General features: G+C 72.7%; 17 protein-coding genes. 8 read left to right on the forward strand and 9 right to left on the reverse strand.

Features of this window, described 5'->3' with window-relative positions; translation table 11 throughout:
* Position 1: 1 nt before the first annotated feature.
* The gene (locus ABZW14_RS19920; RefSeq protein ID WP_355348295.1) at positions 2-1,150 is read right to left on the reverse strand and encodes a transposase; all 1,149 of its coding nucleotides are present in this window, start codon (positions 1,148-1,150) and stop codon (positions 2-4) included.
* Positions 1,147-1,440 (reverse strand): DUF5997 family protein, encoded by a 294-nt coding sequence (locus ABZW14_RS19925; protein ID WP_355348298.1) that lies wholly within the window; start codon positions 1,438-1,440, stop codon positions 1,147-1,149. The genes ABZW14_RS19920 and ABZW14_RS19925 overlap by 4 nt, the downstream gene beginning before the upstream one ends.
* A gap of 34 nt (positions 1,441-1,474) precedes the next feature.
* Between ABZW14_RS19925 and tnpA the strand changes: the two genes are divergently transcribed.
* Entirely contained in the window at positions 1,475-1,906 is a 432-nt protein-coding gene (tnpA, locus tag ABZW14_RS19930) for an IS200/IS605 family transposase (protein WP_355348301.1), read from the forward strand.
* A gap of 51 nt (positions 1,907-1,957) precedes the next feature.
* Here tnpA and ABZW14_RS19935 read toward each other — a convergent pair whose 3' ends face one another.
* Complete coding sequence (locus ABZW14_RS19935; RefSeq protein ID WP_355348303.1) at positions 1,958-2,998, reverse strand: LacI family DNA-binding transcriptional regulator; 1,041 nt, start codon at positions 2,996-2,998, stop codon at positions 1,958-1,960.
* Positions 2,999-3,245: 247 nt separating this feature from the next.
* Between ABZW14_RS19935 and ABZW14_RS19940 the strand changes: the two genes are divergently transcribed.
* The 3 genes from ABZW14_RS19940 (at position 3,246) to ABZW14_RS19950 (ending at position 7,070) form a co-directional block, all read left to right on the forward strand.
* The gene (locus ABZW14_RS19940) at positions 3,246-4,196 is read left to right on the forward strand and encodes a LamG-like jellyroll fold domain-containing protein (protein WP_355348305.1); all 951 of its coding nucleotides are present in this window, start codon (positions 3,246-3,248) and stop codon (positions 4,194-4,196) included.
* 38 nt (positions 4,197-4,234) lie between these two features.
* Positions 4,235-6,337, forward strand: coding sequence for a PQQ-dependent sugar dehydrogenase (locus ABZW14_RS19945; protein ID WP_355348308.1), 2,103 nt, complete (start codon positions 4,235-4,237; stop codon positions 6,335-6,337).
* A 181-nt stretch (positions 6,338-6,518) separates the two neighbouring features.
* A complete protein-coding gene (locus ABZW14_RS19950; protein WP_355348311.1) occupies positions 6,519-7,070 on the forward strand; it encodes a YciI family protein in 552 nt (183 codons plus the stop codon).
* A 51-nt stretch (positions 7,071-7,121) separates the two neighbouring features.
* On the opposite strand, the gene rfbB is transcribed toward ABZW14_RS19950, so the two are convergent.
* The 6 genes from rfbB to ABZW14_RS19980 form a co-directional block, all read right to left on the reverse strand.
* Entirely contained in the window at positions 7,122-8,111 is a 990-nt protein-coding gene (gene rfbB, locus ABZW14_RS19955; RefSeq protein ID WP_355348474.1) for a dTDP-glucose 4,6-dehydratase, read from the reverse strand.
* A gap of 143 nt (positions 8,112-8,254) precedes the next feature.
* Positions 8,255-9,199 (reverse strand): hypothetical protein, encoded by a 945-nt coding sequence (locus tag ABZW14_RS19960; RefSeq protein ID WP_355348314.1) that lies wholly within the window; start codon positions 9,197-9,199, stop codon positions 8,255-8,257.
* A gap of 128 nt (positions 9,200-9,327) precedes the next feature.
* Positions 9,328-10,707 (reverse strand): FAD-dependent oxidoreductase, encoded by a 1,380-nt coding sequence (locus ABZW14_RS19965; RefSeq protein ID WP_355348317.1) that lies wholly within the window; start codon positions 10,705-10,707, stop codon positions 9,328-9,330.
* 72 nt (positions 10,708-10,779) lie between these two features.
* Positions 10,780-11,478 carry an SDR family oxidoreductase gene (locus ABZW14_RS19970; RefSeq protein WP_355348320.1) on the reverse strand — a complete coding sequence of 233 codons (699 nt, stop codon included), beginning with the start codon at positions 11,476-11,478 and terminating at the stop codon, positions 10,780-10,782.
* Between the two features lie 192 nt (positions 11,479-11,670).
* Positions 11,671-13,293, reverse strand: coding sequence for an MFS transporter (locus ABZW14_RS19975; RefSeq protein ID WP_355348323.1), 1,623 nt, complete (start codon positions 13,291-13,293; stop codon positions 11,671-11,673).
* Positions 13,294-13,343: 50 nt separating this feature from the next.
* On the reverse strand, positions 13,344-13,904 hold the full coding sequence (locus ABZW14_RS19980; protein ID WP_355348325.1) for an NAD(P)H-dependent oxidoreductase: 561 nt from the start codon (positions 13,902-13,904) through the stop codon (positions 13,344-13,346).
* 193 nt (positions 13,905-14,097) lie between these two features.
* Between ABZW14_RS19980 and ABZW14_RS19985 the strand changes: the two genes are divergently transcribed.
* From ABZW14_RS19985 to rfbA, 4 genes are all read left to right on the forward strand, one after another.
* The gene (locus ABZW14_RS19985) at positions 14,098-17,379 is read left to right on the forward strand and encodes a BTAD domain-containing putative transcriptional regulator (protein WP_355348328.1); all 3,282 of its coding nucleotides are present in this window, start codon (positions 14,098-14,100) and stop codon (positions 17,377-17,379) included.
* A 67-nt stretch (positions 17,380-17,446) separates the two neighbouring features.
* Positions 17,447-18,319 carry an alpha/beta hydrolase gene (locus tag ABZW14_RS19990; protein WP_355348331.1) on the forward strand — a complete coding sequence of 291 codons (873 nt, stop codon included), beginning with the start codon at positions 17,447-17,449 and terminating at the stop codon, positions 18,317-18,319.
* 202 nt (positions 18,320-18,521) lie between these two features.
* Complete coding sequence (locus tag ABZW14_RS19995; RefSeq protein WP_355348334.1) at positions 18,522-20,039, forward strand: PQQ-binding-like beta-propeller repeat protein; 1,518 nt, start codon at positions 18,522-18,524, stop codon at positions 20,037-20,039.
* Between the two features lie 161 nt (positions 20,040-20,200).
* Entirely contained in the window at positions 20,201-21,061 is an 861-nt protein-coding gene (gene rfbA / locus ABZW14_RS20000; RefSeq protein ID WP_355348477.1) for a glucose-1-phosphate thymidylyltransferase RfbA, read from the forward strand.
* Positions 21,062-21,109: the final 48 nt, after the last annotated feature.

Genomic DNA, 21,109 nt, shown 5'->3' on the forward strand with positions numbered 1-21,109 from the left:
ATCACGCCGCGTTCGGCAGGCTGACTGCTGCCCAGCTGGCAACGCCGCGCTTGGCGATGTTGCGGGCTGCGTTCACGTCGGCGTGCTCAGCGAAGCCGCACGACGTGCACCGAAACGTGGATTGGTTGGGCCGGTTGGCTTTGGCGATGTAGTCGCAGTGCGAGCAGCCCTGCGAGGTGTATGCCGGGTCGACGTAGACGGTGGCCACGCCGGCGCGGTCCGCCTTGTAGGCGACGAACGTGCCGAGCTGGTGGAACGTCCACGAGTGCAGCGCGACCCGCTGGGGCCGTCGTAGCCGTACCCGGTCGCGGATGCCGCCCAGGTCTTCCAGGGCGATGCCGCGGCCGGTGCGTTCGGCGTCGGTCACGATGCGTTTCGCGATGATGTGGTTGGTGTTGGCGGCGAACCGGGCTTCCTTGCGGGACCGCTTCTTCAGCAGCCGTTTGGCGGACTTGGTGCCGATCTTCTGGAGCTTGGCGCGCAGGCGCTGGTTGCGGTGCCGGACCCGGTTCAGCCCTTTGCCGCAGAACCGGGTGCCGTCGTCGGTGGTGGCAATGTTGGCGATGCCCAGGTCGACGCCGAGAAACCCGTCCGGTTCCTTGGTCTCAACCTCGGGGATGTCGCAGGTGGCGTACAGGTACCACTTGCCGTCCCGGTACACCAGGTCGGACTCGCCCTTGCGGTGCACAGTCAGGTTGGCGAGCTGGGCGTCGGAGCACGCGAACGGGACCGTTTTCAGCCGGCCGCCGACGGCCCAGATCGACACGGTGTGGTCGGTGAGCTGCCAGGACAGGCAGCGGTCGTCGAACGGCTGCGCCGCGTCCCGGCGGAATGTGATCGGTTTGCTCTCGGCCTTCACTCGCCGTTTCGAGCCGGGCCTGCCGAGGTTCCCGGCCCGGATGTTCGCCTTCAGGGTGGCGTACGCCCCGGCGACCTTGCGGGCCACGTGGATCGCCGGCTGCGCCGACAACCCCATGTCCTTCAACCGGCCGTAGGTCAGCCGCTGCAACGAATGCTTGGCGAACACCCGCCGTTGGAACGCCTCGGCCGAGGCCAGGTCGGCGGCGGCGTTGCACAGGTTCAACGTGGCCCGCAACGCCGCCTGTTGGGCGGCGTCGGGGAACAACCTGACCTGCACGACGATCTTCACCCGGCGTGGCCGTCCTTGTATGCCCACAGCATCCGCTGGGCGCGGTCCGACTCCTGGTGGTGGTGGCTCTCGCGCAGGGCGGCGGCGTTACGCTGCTGCTGCTTCCTGGCGGCGGTTGCTGCTTGCCCGTCGATCAGCCACTGCGGCTTCTCGCTGAGTAGATCGGCGATCTGCTCGACGGTCCGACTGAAGTCCTGTCCGCATCGTCGCAGCATTCCCCGGCTTACTCCCAGCCGTTTCGCCACCTCGCGGGGGTGGACATCGGCGGGCTTGGTCGCCTTGGTGGTCATGTGGTCCACAGTACACGATGCTACCGTCTTGTCTGTGTCACCTAGATGGGTCCCTGATCCGGACGTTCGTAGAGGTCGCAGCGTTGTATACAACCTGCACGTACATCTTGTCTTTGTCACCAGATATCGACAGAACGTGCTCAACGACGCCATGCTCACCTACTGTGAGCAGGTTATGCGGGACGTGTGCGAAGGGCTTGGCGCCGAGCTACGCGAGTTCAACGGGGAAGAGGACTATGTCCACCTGCTCGTACACTATCCGCCCAAACTGCCCATCTCCACCCTGGTCAACCGACTGAAGGGCGTCTCGACGCACTACCTGCGCAAGGAGTTCACCGGCCCTGTCAACCAGGCCATCATGCACGGGCACCTGTGGTCCCCGTCGTACTTCGCCGGCTCGTGCGGCGGAGCACCCCTCGCGGTGATCTCGCAATACATCGCCGACCAGAAACGTCTTGGTTCGTGACGGCCAGAGGTGACCATGGGAATGCCCCGGGAGTGTTCCGGGCCTTCCCGGTCAGCGGCCGGGCGCGGGCGCCGGGCCGGTGGAGTCGCGGACGATCAGCGTGTGACCGGTGGAGCGCCGTCGCGGCCGGGTCGCCTTTGGCTTCAGCGCGAGGGTCAGCGCCATGCGCCCCATCTCGGTCATCGGCAGCCGGACGGTGGTGAGGCTGGGCGCCAGGTCGGCGGCGACCGACACGTCGTCGAAGCCGACCACCGACACGCGCTCGGGCACCGGGATGCGGCGGGACCGCAGCACGGAGAGCACGCCGATCGCCATGGCGTCGTTGAGCGCGATGATCGCCGTGCGGTCGGGGTGGTAGTGCAGGATCCGCTCGGTGGCCACCCGGCCGCCGTCGCGGGTGAAGTCGGAGTGGACGACGGCGAGGTCGTCGGGGGAGTGCCCGTGCGCGGCGAGCGCGGCGGTCACCCCGGCGAGCCGGTCGGCCACGGTGGTCAGGCCCGGGGTGCCGGCGGCGACGGCGATCCGCCGGTGGCCGAGGGACAGCAGGTGGGCGCCGATGTCGCGGCCACCGGCCTCGTTGTCCGGCACCACGGCGTCGACGCCCAGGGCGTGCCGTCCGATGACGGCGACCCGTCCACCGGCACGCTGGAAGCCGGCGAGTTCGGCGCGCGCCTCGGCCTCCACGCGCGGGTCGTCGTAGCCCGAGCCGGCGATGAGGATGATCCCGACCTGCTGGGCGATGAGGTGCCGTAGCTGGCGCAGCTCGTTCTCCGGGTCGCGTCCGGAGTGGGCGATCTGGACGAGCAGCCCCTCTTCGGCGGCGACCTGGAGGACGCCGCTCGCGATCTCGGAGAAGTACGGGTCGTCGATCTGGTGGACGATCAGGCCGACGGTGGTGCTGGCCCCGCCGGCGAGGGTGCGGGCGTACGGGTTGGCGACGTAGCCGAGTTCCCGGGAGACCTGCCGGACGTGCCGGGCCACCTCCTCGCTGACGCCCTCGCGGCCCGCGAGGGCGCGGGAGGCGGTCGCCAGCGAGACGCCGGCGCGTTCCGCGACGTCGACGAGACGCAACCGTGGTCCGGGTCGGGGCATGCGTAACTCCTGGCAGGCATTGATCCGCGCCGCGCTCTTGCGTGTGGCGTAGGGCACAGCTTAGGGTACGAAAGCGCTTACGTAAGCGCTTTCGTAAGCGTGACACCGCCTCGGTGGTCCGGCCGGCCCCACGGCGGACCGTCCTGTCCCGACCCACCCCGACTCCAATCCGGGCACCCGATCCCCGCCCGGTACGTAAGCGCTTTCGTCACCGCCATCACCGCACCGACGAAGGGAGCACCTCCCCATGAGAAAGTCCCGACGCGCCGCCCTCGCCGCCACCGCCGCCCTGGCGCTGGCGCTGACCGCGGCCGCGAGCCCCGCCCGCGCCGACCGGCCCGGACCGCACGACGTCCACCCCGCCCTCTGGCCGCACCTGGTGGCCTTCTACGACTTCGACCACCCGGTCGACGGCGACCCCGCGCTCGAGCGGGACCTGGGCCGGTCCGGCACCGAGATCGAGCTGGTCAACGGCGGCACCGCCATGCGGGTGCCCGACACGGCGTACAAGGGCAGCGGTGACGCGCTGCAGACCCGCCAGGTCAACCCGGAGGTCGCCGGCAACGACGACTGGAAGGCCGGCATCTGGTCCTCCAGCGGCGTCCGGACGCTGCGCGCGTTCAGCGGCGCCGAGGGCACCACGGTGATGGGCTGGTTCAAGCGGGACATGGACGGCCCCGCGTTGAACTCCGTCACCGCCAACCCGACCGACCGGTACAACGCCATCGGCCTGGCCGGCGTGCTGACCGGCGACTCCGACGGGCACGGCGTGCGGGCCCTGCTGGAGCTCATCGACGTCAGCGGCCAGCTGCGCCTGGTCGCCCTCGGCCGCCGCGTCGACGGCGGCGCCTCGCAGACCTTCGCGGCCAACGAGGACTGGCGGACCCTGCTGCCCAAGGGGGAGTGGGTGCACCTGGCCGCCACCTACGACTTCACCAGCGGCACCATGGCGCTCTACCGCAACGGCGAGCCGGTCGACGGCTTCTACACCACCGCCGGCGACCCGTGGCAGCTCAACGGGCCCGGCCCGCACGTCACCAGCAACACCGACTCCCGCGGCATCAAGATCGGCGGGAGCTTCCCGCAGAACAACCTGGAACGCAACCCGTGCGACTGCCGCATGGACGGCCTCATGTTCCTCGACAGCGTGATCCCGGCGGGCGACATCGCCAAGCAGTACCGCTACATGGCCCGCTGACCGTTCCTCGGACCGTCCCACCGAGAAGGAGAACCCGCGTGTTCATTCGCGCTGGCAGCACCGGCAGGCTCCGCAGAGCCGCAGTCACCGCCGGGGTCACTGCCGCCACCCTCGTCCTGTCCACCCTGGTCGCCGCGCCCGCCCGGGCCGACGGCGCGGTCTACGACCCGATCCCCGAGTCGCAGATCCAGTCGCAGCTGGGGCTGGTGCTCCAGGAGTACGCCAGCTTCCCGCAGTCCACGCCGAACCCCACGCCGGTCGACGCGCGGCTCGTGCGCAAGGCCCGGATCAACACGATCAGCGAGCTGCCCGACGGCTCCGGCCGCCGGGCCGTGCCGGACCTGAACGGCAACCTCTACCTCGTGGAGAACGGCACCCCGCACGTCTACCTCGACGTGGCGGCCACCTTCGCGCCGCAGTTCTTCTCCGGCCGCGGCCTCGGCCAGGGCTTCGGGTACGTCGCCTTCCACCCGGAGTTCGGGAGCAACGGCCGCTTCTACACCATCCACACCGAGCAGGCCTCGCTGGCGACCCGGACGCCGGACTACGCCCAGCCGAACACGATCTACCAGGCCGTGATCACCGAGTGGACGGCCACCGACCCGGCCGCGGACACCTTCTCCGGCACCCACCGCGAGGTGCTGCGGATCGGCTTCGGCGGCCAGATCCACGGCGTCCAGGAGATCAACTTCAACCCGACGGCGAAGCCGGGCGACCCCGACTACGGCATGCTCTACCTCGCCGTCGGCGACGGCGGGCAGGGCTACCGCAACGGCGACCCGCAGAACATGGGCATGCCGCACGGCAAGCTGCTGCGCATCGACCCGCGCGGCACCAACGCCCCCAACGGCCGGTACGGGATCCCGGCCGACAACCCGTTCGTCGGGCGGGACGGCGCGCTCGGTGAGATCTACGCGGTCGGCTTCCGCGACCCGCACCGGTTCAGCTGGGACCGCGCCACCGGCCGGATGTACCTGGGCCACATCGGCGAGCACGCTGTCGAGTCCATCTACGAGGTCCAGGCCGGGGACAACTTCGGCTGGAGCGAGCGCGAGGGCAACTGGGTCTTCGACAAGACCGCGACCAAGCCGTGCGACAAGCTCTACCCGCTGCCGGCCGACGACGCGAAGTACGGCTACACCTACCCGGTCGCCGCGTACGACCACGACCCGGCCCCGGGCTGGAACTGCACCTCGGATGTCGGCGTCGCGGTGGCCGGCGGGTTCGTCTACCGCGGACACACGGTGCCGGCCCTGATCGGCAAGTACGTCTTCGGTGACCTGGTCGACGGCCGGGTGCTCTACACCGAGGCGAACGAGATGCGCCGCGGCACGGGGCTCGCCCCGATCCACCGGTTCGCCCTGTACACCACCGCCGGCGACCTGGTACGCATGCAGGACCTGTCCAGCCCGGGCGCGCCCGGTGACCCGAACCGGGTCGACCTGCGCTTCGGCACCGACGCCGAGGGTGAGCTCTACATCCTGGCCAAGGCCAACGGGAAGATCTGGAAGGTGGTCGGCACGAAGAAGGTGGCGGAGGGCGACGTGGGCCACACCAAGGTCGTCCACACCGGCGGCGCGCAGAACTGGACGCCGGTGACCCCGTCGAAGTGGCAGTTCGACGGCGACGAGGTCATCCTCGCCGAGGCGGGCGTGAGCCGCCCCGGCCCGCGCCGGCCGTTCGAGTACGCCATCCTCAACAAGGGTCCGGCCTTCTCGTCGGTCCAGATCGACGCCCGGGTGCGCCTCGACACTCCGGTGGAGGTCACCAACCGGGACGTGATCATCGTCTTCGGCTGGCAGTCGGACACGCAGTACTACTACGCGCACCTGTCCACCGACAACACGATCTACCCGCACAACGGCATCTTCAAGGTCAACAACGCCGACCGGGAACGGATCGACCACCAGTGGAACGGGCGGTCCCGCGGCGCCAACCCGGCGATCACCGACGCCGACTGGCACAAGGTGCGCGTCGTGCACCTGCCCGCCACCGGTGAGATCGCCGTCTACGTCGACGGGCACAAGGATCCGCTGCTGACCGCGAAGGACACCACCTTCGGCTCCGGCCGGGTCGGCTTCGGCTCGTTCGACAACATCGGCCGTACCCGTCTCTTCACCGTGACGGGCTCCCCGGCCTGACGGACGGAGGGACAGGGCGGGGCGGCGGCGACATGCCGCCGCCCCGCCTCGTTGCATGCGAAGGCGCGACGTCGGCTTCGTGCGGGCCATCCACGCTGGCCGTACGTCCCGAGGCTGCGACACCTGAAGCAGCCGTCGAATCCAGGTCAGCCGCCCGCCGGAGGCAGGCGAGGATGTGAGCATGGAGTTCTTCTGTTACCACCGCGACCGGCCCGGCTCCTCGCCGCTGCGCAAGGAGTTGCTGGAAGCACACTGGTCCTACATGGACCGGTACGCGGCGGAGATGATCGCTCGCGGCCCGACCCTCACCGCCGACGGCGCCAGCCCCACGGGCAGCGTGCACATCCTCGACCTGCCCGATCCCGCCGCCGCCCGGGCATTCGCGTTCGACGAGCCCAACTACCAGGCCGGCGCCTACCGGGACGTGCTCCTGCGTCGGTGGCGCAACACGCTGGGCCGCACCATGTGGGACTTCCCCGGGGGCCGGACCGGTGGCAGCCGCTACCTGGTGCTCGGCCTCGGCGCGGGGCAGGCCGCCGACCTCGACGCGCCGCACGACCGGACCGACCTGATCGCGTACGGGCCGCTGCTCTCCGACGACGGCGTCACGTGGCTGGGTACGGCGGCGCTGGTCCGGGCTTCGGACCCGGACGAGGCGCGCGCCGTCCTGACCCCGGACCGGTACGCCGAGATCGAGGTGCACGACTGGGCGTTCGGCGGCCGGCCGTCCTGAGCCGAGGACGTGGGGCGGCGGCACGCGTGCCGCCGCCCCTTTCCGCGCCGGCTACCGGCCGAGCTGCTGGTAGCGCTCCTCGGTGCGCTCCTTGTCCGGCTTCCACCACCACTCGTTGTCCCGGTACCACTCGATCGTGTCGGTCAGCCCGCTGCGCAGGTCGGGGTAGCGGGGCTGCCAGCCCAGCTCGCGGCGCAGCTTCCCGCTGTCGATGGAGTAGCGCAGGTCGTGGCCCGGGCGGTCCGGCACGTGGTCGTACCCGCCGGCGGCCTCGCCCATCAGGTCGAGGATGAGTTCCAGCACGGCCTTGTTGCTGTGCACGTCCCCGGAGCCGATCAGGTACGTCTCACCGAGCCGGCCCCGGTCCAGGATCAGGTGCACCGCCGCGTTGTGGTCGTCCACGTGGGTCCACTCCCGCACGTGCGCGCCCGTGCCGAACAGCTTGGGCCGGTGGCCGCTGAGCAGGTTCGTCACCTGCCGGGGGATGAACTTCTCCACGTGCTGGTACGCGCCGTAGTTGTTGGCGCAGTTCGACAGCGTGGCCCGGACCCCGTAGGACCGCACCCACGCCCGGACCAGCATGTCCGACCCGGCCTTGGTGGCCGAGTACGGGCTGGACGGGTCGTAGGGGCTCTCCTCGGTGAACTTCCCGTCGCCGTCCAGGCCGAGATCGCCGAAGACCTCGTCGGTGGAGATGTGGTGCAGCCGCCGGTCGTGGCGCCGGACCGCCTCCAGCACGGTGTAGGTGCCCAGCACGTTGGTGCGGACGAACGGCGACGGGTCGTGCAGGGAGTTGTCGACGTGCGACTCCGCGGCGAAGTGCACCACGAGATCACTGTCGGCCACGAGCCCGTCGACCAGGGCGGCGTCGCAGACGTCACCGTGCACGAACTCGATCCGGTCGTCGACGGCCGCCAGGGTCCGCCGGCCACCGGCGTAGGTGAGGGCGTCGAGGACCCGGACGGTGTACTCGGGCCGGCGGGACAGGGTCCAGTGCACGAAGTTCGCGCCGATGAAGCCGGCTCCGCCGGTGACCAGCATCCGTGTCACGACGCACATCCCGGTTCGGTCGGGCGGCGGCCGGGTCGTTCCAGGGGACCCGTGAGTCGTCCGGTACGGCGCGTACGGTCGTCAGGCATGGGTGGGACACCTCCTGTCGGCGTGCCCGGGCGGCGGCCGGGCGGTCAGTTGTAGGGCATGCTGGGGAACCAGCCGACGCCGAAGTGCGCGGGAACCCGCAGGTCCCAGTACACGACGGTGAAGACGCCCAGGGCGACGAGCAGCGACCCGGTCACGACGACGCTGCGGCGCGGGTCGGCCATCCAGTGCAGGAAGCGGCCCCGGCTGAGCAGGACGACGCCCGCGAACAGCACCGTCACCACGAGGATGTTGCCCATGGACTGCAGGGCGAACGCCAGGGCGCCGTAGAGCGGGTTGCCGGTGTCCACCGCCCAGTGGAACAGCTTGTTGAACAGCGGGTAGGGGCGGCCGATGAGGAATCCGCCGATGAGCGCCCCGAGCACCACGACGCGCCCCGCCGGCCGGCCCGCGAACAGGTCCGGCACGACACCGAGCGCGGCGAGGCCGAGGTAGAGCAGCGCCAGGCCGATCAGGCCGAACACCACCGAGGACTGGATGAGCCGCACCGGCATGTCCCCGACGGACGCGGTGGACAGCTGGGGCAGCCGGTCGCCGAGCAGCACACCGGCGGCGCCGTAGACCGCCGCCACGGGCAGCATGCCGGCCGCGAGCAGGCCGATGGTCCGCAGCAGCGGGCGCAGGGTCCCGGCGGTCGTACGGGGCGTCCGGCCGGCCTGGCTCATCGGCCCGATCGAGGCGACCATGGCGATGTTGCAGGCGGTGAAGGTGCCGGCGAAGCCGGAGACGAGGGCGAAGAGCAGGCCGGCGCCGGTGCCGGTGAGGGCGGTGGCCTTGGCGTCGTGACCGAGCACCCCGTTCGCGACGGAGTCGCCGATCACCGAGTCGACCAGTTCGAACGACCAGACGACCGCGAGCAGCAGGCCGGCGGCGATGCTGACCAGCACGGCCCGCCGGTGGGTGGCGGGCGCGGCGGGGACGGCCGCCGGCACGGTCCCGCGGCGATCCTCGTGGTGCCTCTGCAACGTCATCGTCGCCTCACCTCCGGGGTGGGAGTCGGGGGCGGTCGCGTGCGGCGCTGCGTCGCGGCCGATGATCCGAGCATGCCGAGCCGGCGGCGGCGGCACGTCTTCGCGAGTGCCGAACTTCGTGGTGGAGGTCAGTACACGGCCGCGGCGACCGACCGGGCCGACGCGGGCAGCCGGTGCGGCAGGGGGATCCGTTCCGTCTCCCCGGTGAGCAGGTGCCGGGCGACGTCGGACCCCATCTTCATGGCGTGGTCCATGTTCCCGTACTCGTAGAGCCAGACGCCGAAACGGCCGCGGGAGTAGATGCCCCGCGTCTCCAGGTGGTCGAGGATCAGCGCCACGGCGTCCGTGCGGTCCAGCGTCGGGATCGGGTACGCCATCGGGATCCGCCGCACGTAGCGGGAGACGACCGCGCCGGGGTCGGGCAGCAGCCCGGCCCGCTCCAGGCCGGCCACGGTCCGGCGCACCGCCGCGTCGTCGTCGGGCCAACCGCCGTCGGCAGGCAGGGCGATCTCCGCCAGGTACGACACGTGGCTCTCGCGCGGCTCCGGCATGTTCGCGCCGGCGAACAGGCCCATGTTGGTGATCCGGTAGAACGGGTAGCCGGATTCGGGGAAGTACAGCCAGTGCCACGCCGGGTCCACCTGGCCCCGGGCGCCCACGCCCACCACCAGCACCCGGTTGTGCCGCAGCGCCTCGGCGGCGGCGCGCACCTCCGCCGGGCACCGGGTGAGCGCCGACACCAGCGCGGTCAGCGGCATGGTGGAGACCAGCCGCTCGTACGACAGGTGCTCGCCGGAGCCGTACGTGACGGTGCGGGCGTCCGGGTCGATCCGCCGCACCGGCGCCTCGTACCGCACATCGGGCAGCCGGGCCGCCAGGCGCCGGAACGGCTCGCCGATACCGCCGCTGCCCGGATAGCTGAAGGTGCTGTTGGGTCCCCAGCCCGGCGCGGTCCGCCGCTCGACCAGGTTGCGCAGCGCGCCCCGCCAGTCGACCGTGGCCACCCGATGGGTCACCCAGTCGGTCGACATCTCGTCGGTGGGCACCGTCCACAACTTCTCGTGGTACGGGCGCATGAACCGCTCGACGATGCCGGTGCCGAAGTTCGCCAGCAGCCAGTCCTCGTAGTTGCGTACCGTGCCGTCCGGCCGGTCGATCATCTTGACCAGGCAGTCGACGGCGTCGTCGGTGGGCAGGGCGCTGAGGTTGTGCTGGAACGGGTACGGCACCCAGCTGTCGCCGTAGCGGATGTAGGAGGAGCGCTGGTGGCGCAGCACGTCCCCGGCCATGACGTCGTCGAGCAGGGTGTCGAAGTCGCCGAAGTAGCTGAAGGCGACGTGCGCGCCCTGGTCCCACACGAAGCCGGCCCGGTCCGTGAACGACGAGGCGAGCCCGCCGGCGACCGCGCCGCGTTCCAGGACCACCGGCCGCGCGCCGGCGCGGTGCAGTTCGTGGGCGGCGGCGAGCCCGCACGGGCCGGCGCCGATGATGAGATGGTCGTGTCGCATCCGTGCGTTACCTCCGCGAGCGGGACGGGACGGTCCGGCGGTCCGGGCGGTGGCCCGGCCGGACCGGGGGGCTCAGTCGGCGGGCATCGGCCGGATGACGAGGCTCGCGAGGTCGACCCCTTCGGGCTGGCCCAGCACCCAGAGGATGCTGTCGGCGATCTGGCCAGCGGTGAGGCTTCCGCCGGAGGGGGTGCCGCCCGCGGGCGCCCAGAAGGTGGTGTCGACCCGGCCGGGGGCGATCAACGTGACCCGGATCCCGTCGCCGGCGACCATCAGCCGGACGTTCTCCGCGAGCCCGGTGACCGCCCACTTCGTGGCCCCGTACAGGTTGCCGCGGGTGGCGACGAGGCCGGCCAGGCTGCCGACCAGGATGATCCGGCCGCGGGTGCGGCGCAGGCTCGGCAGCGCCGCGCGGACCAGCAGCGCCGGTCCCAGCACGTTGAGGAGGACCATCTCCCGCCAGCCCTGCGGGTCCCCGTCGTCCACGGCGTCGAAGGTTGCCGTCCCGGCGTTCGCGACGACCGTGTCCAGCCGCCCGAAACGCTCGACCGTGGTGCGCACGGCCCGTTCCACCGCGGCGGGTTCGGCCGCGTCGCCGGGGATCACCGCCAACCGCTGCCCGGCGTCGGCCGCGGCGGCGAAGCGGGCGAGCCGCTCCGGATCCCGGCCGGTCACCGCGACCCGGTCGCCGCGGCGCAGCAGACGCTCGGCGGTTGCCGCACCGATGCCGGCCGCGCCACCGGTGATCAGGGTGACCGGGGCGTCCGCCATGGCAGTCTCCTCCTCCGCGCCGGTGAGCCTCGGGCCGGCGGCCGGGTTCGGCCGTGCGCGGCCGGCGACATCCGGGCCCCGCCGCAACCATTCTCGGCCGCCGCCACCGGGCGGGGCTTCTCCGAGATTGCCGGGTCCGGACACGCGTGCGGGGCAGGGCCCGGGCCGGCCCTGCCCCGCACGCGGGTTCACTCAACCGGCCTGCGCGGGCGCCTCCGCGGCTGTGCCGGCGGCCGGCTTCGTCGGCTTCGCCGGCTTGGGGGGCGGGGGAACCGGGTCGACCTTGCGCAGCGCGACGACGGACAGGACGGCCAGGCCGAGCACGACGATCGCCCCGACGAGGGCGACGGTGTTCAGACCGGCGGTGAAGGCGTCGTGCGCGGCGTCGACCAGGCCGGTGCCCAGCGAGCCGGGCAGCGCGCGGGCGGTGGCCTCCGCGGCTTCGACGCTGCCCCGGGCGGCCTGCGCCGCCTCGGCGGTGACGCCCGAGGGCAGCGCGTCGGTCAGCTCGGTGCGGTAGACGGCGGTGGCGACGCTGCCCAGGGCCGCGATGCCGAAGGCCACCCCGAACTCGCTGCCGGTCTGCATCACGGCCGAGGCGGAACCGGTCTTCTCCGTGGAGACCGCGCCGATGGCCAGGCCGGTCACCAGGCCGAGCGGGATGCCCACGCCGAACAGCACGATGCCGAAGCCGATCAGGACGGGTGCCAGGCCGCCGCTGCGGGTGACCTGGGTGAGCACCACGTACCCGGCAGCCGCGATCACCATCCCGGCAGCGAGCACGTAGGCCGGGCGGATCCGTTGCGCCAGGCCCGGGCCGAGCATGAGCCCGACGATGAGTCCCAGGGTCGGCGGCAGCATCCACAGGCCGGTGCCCAGGGTGGACAGGCCCTCCACGGTCTGCAGGTGCAGGGTGACCAGCAACGAGCTACCACCCTGCACCGCGCCGCCGAGCAGGCCGAAGATCACCGCGGCGGCGAAGATCTGGTTGGCGAACAGTCCGGTGTCGAGCATCGGGTCGCGGAGCGTCCGCTGGCGCAGGACGAAGACCGCGGCCGCCACCAGGCCGAGGACCACGGCGGCGATGGGCACGGCGGCCCAACCACTCCTGGCCAGCTCCTTCAGGCCGAAGATGACGAGCAGCACGCCGGCCAGGGAGAGCACGACGCTGACCACATCCAGCGGCCCCCGATGCGGGTTGCGGTATTCCGGCAGCAGCCGGGGACCGGTCAGCAGCAGCAGGAGCATCACCGGTACGGCGATCAGGAACACCGAGCCCCACCAGAAGAAGCGCAGCAGGACGCCACCGACGACCGGGCCGATCAGCAGGCCGCCCATGAAGCAGCTCATCCAGGAGGCGATGGCCATGCCGCGCTGGGCGGGATGGGCGAACATGTGGCTGATCAGGCCCAGCCCGCAGGGCATGACGGTGGCTGCCGCCACGCCCATGAGCGCCCGGGCGCCGAACAGCATCCAGAACGAGGTGGAGAAGGCGGCGACCACCGAGGTGAGCCCGAACAGCGCCGCACCGAGGAGCAGCAGTCTCCGCCGGCCGATCCGGTCACCGAGGCTTCCCATGGTGATGAGGAAGCCGGCGGTCATGAAGCCGTAGATGTCGACGACCCAGAGCTGTTCGGTGCTGTTGGCGGAGAGCGCCGTGCTCAGGTGCGGCAGGGCGAGGTAGAGCACGCTGAGGTCGAGCGACATCAGCAGCGCGGCGAGGGCCAGCACGGCCAGCCCGGCGAACTCGCGGCGGCCCGCCAGCGCGCCCGGGGCGGCGGAGGTGTCCGACGGCATGTCGGCGTGGGACGACATGGTGATCCTTCCTTCACTCGTGTCGGCCGTCCGGGGACGGCGGGACGGGGTCAGCGGACGTACGGACGGATCTGCCGGTGGTTGCGCAGCGCCTCGGCCCACCAGACCAGCTCGTCGAACATGCGCCGGGTGTCCAGCGACACGGACTCGGCGTCGACCGGCTGGCCGTGGGCGTCGAAGAGCGCCCGGTGGTGCGACAGGCTGACGGTCTCCCGGATGGTCGCCGAACCGAGCGCGGCGAACACCTGCCGCAGCTGCTCGGCGGCGCGGAGGCCGCCCGCCGGGCCGCCGTAGCAGAGGAAGCCGACCGGCTTCGCCTGCCACTCCTCCCGGTACCAGTCGACGGCGTTCTTCAGCGACGCCGGGAAGCTGCGGTTGTGCTCGGGCACCACCACCACGAAGGCGTCCGCGCCGGCCAGCCAGGGGCTCAGGTCGCGGACGGCCTGCGGTATCACGTCACCGTCGGCGAGGCGCACCTCCGGCAGGCGCGCCTCGGCCAGCTCGATCAGATCCACCTGGAGGTCGTCGCGCAGCTCGGCCTGGCCGGCGAGCCAGCGGGCCGCGACCGAGCCGAAACGACCGGCCCGGATGCTGCCGACGACAATTGCCAATCGTAATCGCGATGACGACATTCCACGAACTCCTCGTATTTCCGTTGACCGGCGTCCGTCGAAGTGGCAATAGCTCGTCGCCATTGTCGTCGCGCCGGGTTCCGGATTCGTTCCGGCGCTGTTCCGGCACGTCGGAGCAGGGTCGGAACGCCTCGTCACGCCCTTCTGTACGGGTCTCGGTTAGAGTGCCAACATGCGCTTTGGTGTGCTCGGCCCACTGGAGGTGTGGACCACCAATGGGCGGCACGTCAAGATTCCCGAGTGGAAAGTGCGGGCGCTGTTGGCGGACCTGCTCGCGCAGTCCGGCCGGGTCGTCACGGCCGACCGGCTGATCGACGACCTGTGGGGCGACCGGCCGCCGGCCAACCCGCACGCGGTGCTCCGCAGCAAGATCTCGCAGCTTCGCCGCGTGCTGCGCGACGCCGAGCCGGGCCTGCCCGACCCGGTGGTCCGCAGCGGCGCCGGCTACGTGCTGGACGTCCCGGCCGACGCGGTCGACGCGCACCGCTTCGAGGCGCTGCTGGCCCGGGCCGAGCACACCGATGATCGGCGACAGCGGGTCTCGGTCCTGGCCGAGGCGCTGGCGCTGTGGCGCGGGCCGTCCTTCGTGGGCTTCGCCGACGCCCCGTTCGCCGCCGGGGCGGTGGCCCGGCTCGAGGAGCGGCGGCTGACCGCGTTGGAGGACCAGGTCGAGCTGCGTGCCGAACTCGGCGAGGACGTGACGCTCGTCGGCGAGCTGGCGGACCTGGTGGCCGACCATCCGTTGCGGGAGCGGTTCCGGGCCACGCAGATGCGGGTGCTCTACCGCCTCGGCCGGCAGGGCGACGCGCTGGCCGCGTACCGGGAGCTGCACGAGCGGCTGAACGAGGAACTGGGGCTCGCACCGGGCCCGGCCGTGGTCGCCCTGCACCAGGCGATCCTGCGGCAGGAGGAGAGCCTGACGGCGCCGCCCGCCGGGCCGCCGGTCCGGCGTCGGCTGACCAACCTGCCGACGCCGCTGACCGGCCTGGTCGGCCGCGACGGCGCCGTCGACGAGGTGCGGGCGCTGCTGGGTGGCGGCCGGCTGGTCACCCTCGTCGGTCCGGGCGGCGTGGGCAAGACCCGGCTGGCGGTGGAGGCCGCCGGCGGGCTGACCGCGGACTTCCCCGACGGCGTCTGGCTGGTCGAGCTGGCCGCCCTGGACCGCACGGCGGGGGCGGCCGACCCGGCCGGGGCCGACCGTCCCACGTTGCCGGGTCTGGTCGACCGGATCGCCGCCGAGCTGGACGTGCGGGCCCCGACCGACTCCGGGTCCTGTGTGGAGGCACTGGCGGAGGCGCTGCACGACCGGCGCCTCCTGCTGGTGCTGGACAACTGCGAACACGTGGTCGACGACGTGGCCGAGCTGGTCCGCCGGCTGCTCGGTGGGCTGCCCGGCCTGCGCGTGCTCACCACCAGCCAGGAGCCGCTGGGCGTGGCCGGTGAGCAGGTGTGGGTGGTGCCGCCGCTGGCGCTGCCCGAACCGGGAGCCGACGACGACCCGGCCCGGCTGCTCCGCTACGGCGCCGTCGAGCTGTTCACCGTCCGCGCGCGGGCCGGCGCGGCGGGCTTCACGCTCGGGCCGGACAACGCGGCCGACGTCGCGGCGGTCTGCCGCCGGCTGGACGGCATCCCGCTGGCCCTCGAACTCGCGGCCACCCGGGTCCGGGCGATGGGCGTGCGCCAGCTCGCCGCCGGCCTGGACGACCGGTTCGGCTTGCTGGCCTCCGGGCGGCGCTCGGAACCGGCGCGGCAGCAGACGTTGCGGGCGATGATCGACTGGAGCTGGGAGCTGCTCAGCGGCCCGGAGCGGGCCCTGCTGCGGCGGCTCGCGGTGCACGCCGACGGCTGCACGCTCGCCGCCGCCCGCGAGGTGTGCGCCGGCGGCGAGGTGGACCCGGGCCAGGTGCCGGACCTGTTGGCCCGCCTGATCGACCGCTCCCTGCTGGTGCCGGCGGAGCAGCCGGACGGGCCCCGGTACCGCCTGCTGGAGTCGGTCGCCGCGTATTGCCTGGAGCAGCTCGCCGAGGCCGGCGAGCTGGCCGACCTGCGCGCCCGCCACGCCGAGTGGTACACGGCCCTGGCCGAGCAGGCCGACGAGCGGCTGCGCGGCGTGCACCAGCGCACCGCGCTGCGTCAGCTCGACGCCGAGGCGGCCAACCTCCGTGCCGCGCTGGGCGGCTGCGCGCAGCGCCGCGACGCGCACCTCGCGCTGCGCCTGACCTGCGCGCTGGCCTGGTACTGGGTGCTGCGCAGCCGGGTCGGGGAGGGCCGCCGCGCGCTGGCCGCCGCCCTGGCCGTGCCGGGCGCCGCGCCAGAGGGCCTGCGCGGCACGGCGATGACCTGGCAGGCCGGCATCGCGGCGCTGGCCGGCGAGCCGCCGGACGCGCTGGTGGAGCAGCGGTACGCCACGGCGAAGAGCTATGTGGACGATCCGGACGACCCGGCGGGCCGGGCGCGGGCGGCCCTGCTGCTCGCGGTGGTCACCCCGATCGACGTCACCCGGCCGGCCGAGGACCCGGTCAACCGGCTGCTGGCGACCTTCCGCGCCCTCGGCGACCGGTGGGGGGAGGCGGCGGCGCTGGCCGTGCTGGCGTACCACGCCCAGTTGTGCGGGGACTTCTCCGCGCTGCGCCGCGACGCCGAGCGGAGTCTGGTGCTCTTCCGTGAGCTGGGCGACCACTGGGGCATCCTCCAGGCGACCACCCCGCTGGCCGAGCTGGCCCTGTTCACCGGGGAGTACGACCGTGCCGGCCGGTGGTTCGCCGACGGGCTGCACATCGCGCAGGAGTTGGGGCTGCGCGCCGAGGTGGCGCGGCAGCTGAACGGCGCGGGCCGGATCGCCCAGCTCCAGGGCGACCACATGCGCGCCCGGGAGCTGTTCCGCCGGGCCCGCACCCTCGCCGCCGAGGAGTCGGTGAAGGCCATGGAACAGGTCGCCGACCTGGGGTCGGCCGTCTCCGACCGGTGGGAGGGGGATCTCGACGCGGCGGAACGGCGGCTGCTGCCGTGGCTGAGCTGGAACCGGCGGGCCGCCTGGCCGGCGGGCATCGCGGCGGTCCAGGCCGAGCTGGGCTTCGTCGCCGAGCAGCGCGGTGACGCCGACACCGCGTCGGCGCGGCACCGGGAGGGTTGGGAGGCCGCCCGGCAGACCCGGGAGCGCCGGACGATCGCGCTGGCGCTGGAGGGCCTGGCCGGTGCGCGGGCGGTGGCCGGCGACGGGGTGGGGGCCGCCCGGCTGCTCGGCGCCGCGGCGGCGGCCCGCGAGTCGGTGGGGATGCCGTTGCCGCCGGCCGAGCGCCGGGACGTGGAGCGGATCGCGGCGCGGGCCCGGGCCGTGCTCGGCGAGGACGGCTTCAAGGGCGAGTTCGAGTACGGGGCCGGCCTTCGGCCGGAGGAGTGTGTGGCGCGGACCCTCGCGGAGGAGTCCGGCGCCGGCGCCCCGGGCGGGCGGTAGCGGCGCGGCCCGCGGCGCAGGTCAGTCGAACAGATGAGTGCCCGGAGGGCACGGAGAGAGGTGGATCATGACCGAGAGCATCTCCGCGGCCGGCGGTACGACGGTGCGGACGAACGGGGTCGACCTGTGCGTCGAGACCTTCGGCCGGCCCGCCGACCCGGCCGTGCTGCTGCTGGCCGGGTCGACGTCGTCGATGCTGATGTGGGACGAGGAGATCTGTCAGCGGCTGGCCGACCATTCCCGTTTCGTGGTGCGCTACGACTACCGCGACACCGGCCAGTCGGTGAGCTACCCGCCCGGGAAGCCGCCGTACACCCTGCGCGATCTCGCCGCCGACGCGGTCGGTGTGCTGGACGCGCTCGACCTGCCGGCCGCCCACCTGGTCGGCCAGTCGATGGGCGGGATGGTGGCCCAGCTGGTGGCGCTCGACCACCCCGACCGGGTCGCCTCCCTCGTCCTGGTCTCGTCCAGCCCCGGCGTGCCGGGTCCGGACAACCCCGACCTGTCCGCCATGCCCGAGGATTTCCAGAAGGCGTACGCGGACGTCCGGATGCCGGACTGGTCCGACCGGGAGCAGGTCATCGAGTACCGGTTGTCCCTGCAGCGGCCCTGCACCGGCTCCGGCCGCACGTTCGAGGAGGCGCGCTACCGCCGGCTGATCGGGCGCGAGTTCGATCGTGCGGTGGACATCGAGGCGAGCATGAAGAACCACTTCGCCATGGGCGATGTGCCGCCGTGGCGCGGGCGGCTCGGGGAGCTGGCCGTGCCCACCCTGGTGATCCACGGCAGCGACGACCCGGTGCACCCCTTCGACCACGCCACCGCCCTGGTCCGGGAGATCCCGGAGGCGTCGCTGCTGCGTCTCGACGGGGTCGGCCACGAACTGCCCAGCCAGGACTGGGACACGATCGTGGCCGCCGTGGTGACGCACACGGCCTGACCGCCGCGCGCCCGATCGAGGTGAGCAGCCTGCGAGATGCCCCGGCCGGCCGGCCCCCGCCATGCTGGGACGGAAGGGGCCGCCGGCCGGGCCGTGGCAGGGTCCGGCGACCGACCCGGCGCCCCGATCCACGTCGTGGTCCGCCCTCCCCGTCCTGACGGGTCCGGCGCGGCGGGCCGACCCAGGAGGAGCGCTCATGCGGATGCGGGTGTTGGCAGGGATCGTGAGCCTGGGGGTGGTCGCCGGTTTCGCCGGCGCGGCCCCGGCGGGGGCCGGTGACCGGCCCCGCGTGCCGTCGGTACGCGACTGGTCCGTCGCCGGGCAGAACACGCACAACACGCGGCACGCCGCGACCGAGCGGACCATCGACGCCCGCAACGTGGGCCGGCTGAATCCCCGCTGGGTGTTCACCGCGAACGGCGACATCAACGCCACGCCGGCGGTGGCGGACGGCATCCTCTACGTGCCGGACGCCGGCGGCACGTTGTGGGCCATCCGGGCCTCCGACGGCACGCCCGTGTGGTCGCACCCGATCAGCGACTACACGGGCCCGCCGGTCGACGGCTCCCGCACCACCCCGGCGGTCTCGGGTGACCTGGTCGTGATCGGCAAGGGCTTCACCATCGAGTCGCCCAGCGGCGCCGGCGTGATCGCGGTGGACCGGGGGACCGGCGCGCTGCGCTGGCGTACCCAGGTCGACCCCAACCCCCGTGCGAAGGTGACCGGCGCCCCGGTGATCGACCGGGGCGTGGTCTACGTCGGAATCTCCTCCTCGGAGGAGATCCTGCCGCCGCCGCACACCTTCCGGGGCAGCGTCGTCGCGCTCGACCTGCGGACCGGCCGGATCCTGTGGCGGACCTACATGGCCCCGCCGGGCTACACCGGCAGCGCCGTCTGGGGGAGCAACCCCGTCGTGGATCGTCGCCGGGGCCTGGTGTACGTCGGCACCGGCAACAACTACACGGTGCCGGAGGGCGTGTGCACCCGCCCCGACCAGACCGGCTGCGAGTTGCCGGCGGCCGACGACTACTTCGACTCGGTGGTGGCGCTGGACCTGCGGACCGGCCGGGTCCGCTGGGTGCACAAGACGCTGAGCGCCGACGCGGTGTCCGAGCTGGACCCGCCGCCGGGCACCGACATGAACTTCGGCTCGTCGCCGAACCTGTTCACCACCACGATCGGCGGGCGCCAGCGCGAGCTGCTCGGCATCGGCCAGAAGAGCGGCGACTACTGGGCGCTGGACCCGGACGACGGCCGGGTGGTGTGGAAGACCCAGGTGGGCCCGGGCGGTGGCATGGGCGGGATCCAGTGGGGCTCGGCCACCGACGGCCGGCGGATCTACGTGGCGCTGGCCAACTCCGACCGCGTGCCCTTCACGATCCCGTCCGGCGACGGCGGTGAGATCACCCTGACCGGCGGGATGTGGGCGGCGCTGGACGCCGCGACCGGCCGGATCCTGTGGCGGACCCCCGATCCGCAGGGCGCCATCGACATGGGCTACGTCACCTCCGCCAACGGCGTGGTGTACGTCGGCTCCGGCGCCGGCACCGGCGACAACATGTACGCCCTCGACGCGAGCACCGGCGCCATCCGGTGGCGGTTCGCCAGTGGCGGCTCGGTGATCGCGGGTGCGGCCGTCGTCGACGGCTCCGTCTACTGGGGATCCGGCTATCACATCGGCACGGGCAACAACAAGCTGTACGCCTTCGACCTGCGCTGACCGGTAGGCCGGGCGGGGCGTCCGCCCCGCCCGGCGTCCTCCACCAACGTCAGGGTGGCTGAGCGATCATGATCGAATCTGGTTCGCGGACCGACCGCCGGGAGCGCCAGGGCGCCGCGCCCGTCCCGGGCGCCGGCACGGCGCTCCGGCCCGACCCGCCGATGCGCGGGATCCTGCTCGCCGGGGGCACCGGCTCACGGCTCTGGCCGGTGACCAAGGCGATCTCGAAGCAGCTGGTCCCGGTCTTCGACAAGCCGATGATCTTCTACCCGCTGTCCACACTCATCTCGATCGGCATCCGCGAGATCCTGATCATCACCACGCCCGACGACCGGGACGCCTTCGTCCGGCTGCTCGGTGACGGCTCCCAGTGGGGGCTGCGCCTGGAGTACGCCGTCCAGCCCCGGCCGGAGGGGATCGCCCAGGCGTTCCTCATCGGCGAGGAGTTCCTCGACGGACGCGGCTCGGCGCTGATCCTCGGGGACAACCTGTTCCACGGCACCGACCTCGGGCGCTGGTCCCGGCCCGGCGCCGAGGTGGTGGGCGGGCACATCTTCGCCTGGCCGGTGCCGAACCCGTCGGCGTACGGCGTGGTGGAGTTCGACGCCGCCGGCCGGGTGCTGTCCATCGAGGAGAAGCCGTCGCGCCCGCGCTCCCGGTACGCCGTGCCCGGCCTCTACTTCTACGACAACACGGTGGTGGAGGTCGCCCGTGGCCTGCGGCCCAGCGCGCGCGGCGAGCTGGAGATCACCGCGGTCAACGACCACTACCTGCGGGAGCGCCGGCTGGGCGTGACCGTCCTGGACCGGGGCTCGGTCTGGCTGGACACCGGCACGGTCGCCGACATGGCCCGGGCCGGGGAGTACGTCCGGGTGGTCGAGGAGCGGCAGGGCTGCAAGATCGGCTGTGTCGAGGAGGCCGCCTGGCGGGCCGGGCTGATCAGCGACGCGGAACTGCGCGAGCTGGCCCGGCCGCTGCTGAGCAGCGGATACGGCGAGTACCTGCTGGGGCTGCTGGGCTGACCATGCCGTCACGACAACCGGCCGGCTCCCGCTCCCGCCGTCCTCGAC

Source organism: Micromonospora sp. NPDC004551 (assembly GCF_040609975.1).
Taxonomy (GTDB): Bacteria; Actinomycetota; Actinomycetes; order Mycobacteriales; family Micromonosporaceae; genus Micromonospora.

Excerpts from the sequence above, each read along its gene's own strand:
- ABZW14_RS19975 (WP_355348323.1), bottom strand. The coding sequence starts at position 13,293 with ATGTCGTCCCACGCCGACATGCCGTCGGACACCTCCGCCGCCCCGGGC.
- rfbA (WP_355348477.1), top strand. The coding sequence starts at position 20,201 with ATGCGCGGGATCCTGCTCGCCGGGGGCACCGGCTCACGGCTCTGGCCG.
- ABZW14_RS19960 (WP_355348314.1), bottom strand. The coding sequence starts at position 9,199 with ATGACGTTGCAGAGGCACCACGAGGATCGCCGCGGGACCGTGCCGGCG.
- ABZW14_RS19965 (WP_355348317.1), bottom strand. The coding sequence starts at position 10,707 with ATGCGACACGACCATCTCATCATCGGCGCCGGCCCGTGCGGGCTCGCC.
- ABZW14_RS19935 (WP_355348303.1), bottom strand. The coding sequence starts at position 2,998 with ATGCCCCGACCCGGACCACGGTTGCGTCTCGTCGACGTCGCGGAACGC.
- ABZW14_RS19925 (WP_355348298.1), bottom strand. The coding sequence starts at position 1,440 with ATGACCACCAAGGCGACCAAGCCCGCCGATGTCCACCCCCGCGAGGTG.
- ABZW14_RS19950 (WP_355348311.1), top strand. The coding sequence starts at position 6,519 with ATGGAGTTCTTCTGTTACCACCGCGACCGGCCCGGCTCCTCGCCGCTG.
- ABZW14_RS19970 (WP_355348320.1), bottom strand. The coding sequence starts at position 11,478 with ATGGCGGACGCCCCGGTCACCCTGATCACCGGTGGCGCGGCCGGCATC.
- ABZW14_RS19940 (WP_355348305.1), top strand. The coding sequence starts at position 3,246 with ATGAGAAAGTCCCGACGCGCCGCCCTCGCCGCCACCGCCGCCCTGGCG.
- ABZW14_RS19995 (WP_355348334.1), top strand. The coding sequence starts at position 18,522 with ATGCGGGTGTTGGCAGGGATCGTGAGCCTGGGGGTGGTCGCCGGTTTC.
- rfbB (WP_355348474.1), bottom strand. The coding sequence starts at position 8,111 with ATGCTGGTCACCGGCGGAGCCGGCTTCATCGGCGCGAACTTCGTGCAC.
- ABZW14_RS19985 (WP_355348328.1), top strand. The coding sequence starts at position 14,098 with ATGCGCTTTGGTGTGCTCGGCCCACTGGAGGTGTGGACCACCAATGGG.
- ABZW14_RS19990 (WP_355348331.1), top strand. The coding sequence starts at position 17,447 with ATGACCGAGAGCATCTCCGCGGCCGGCGGTACGACGGTGCGGACGAAC.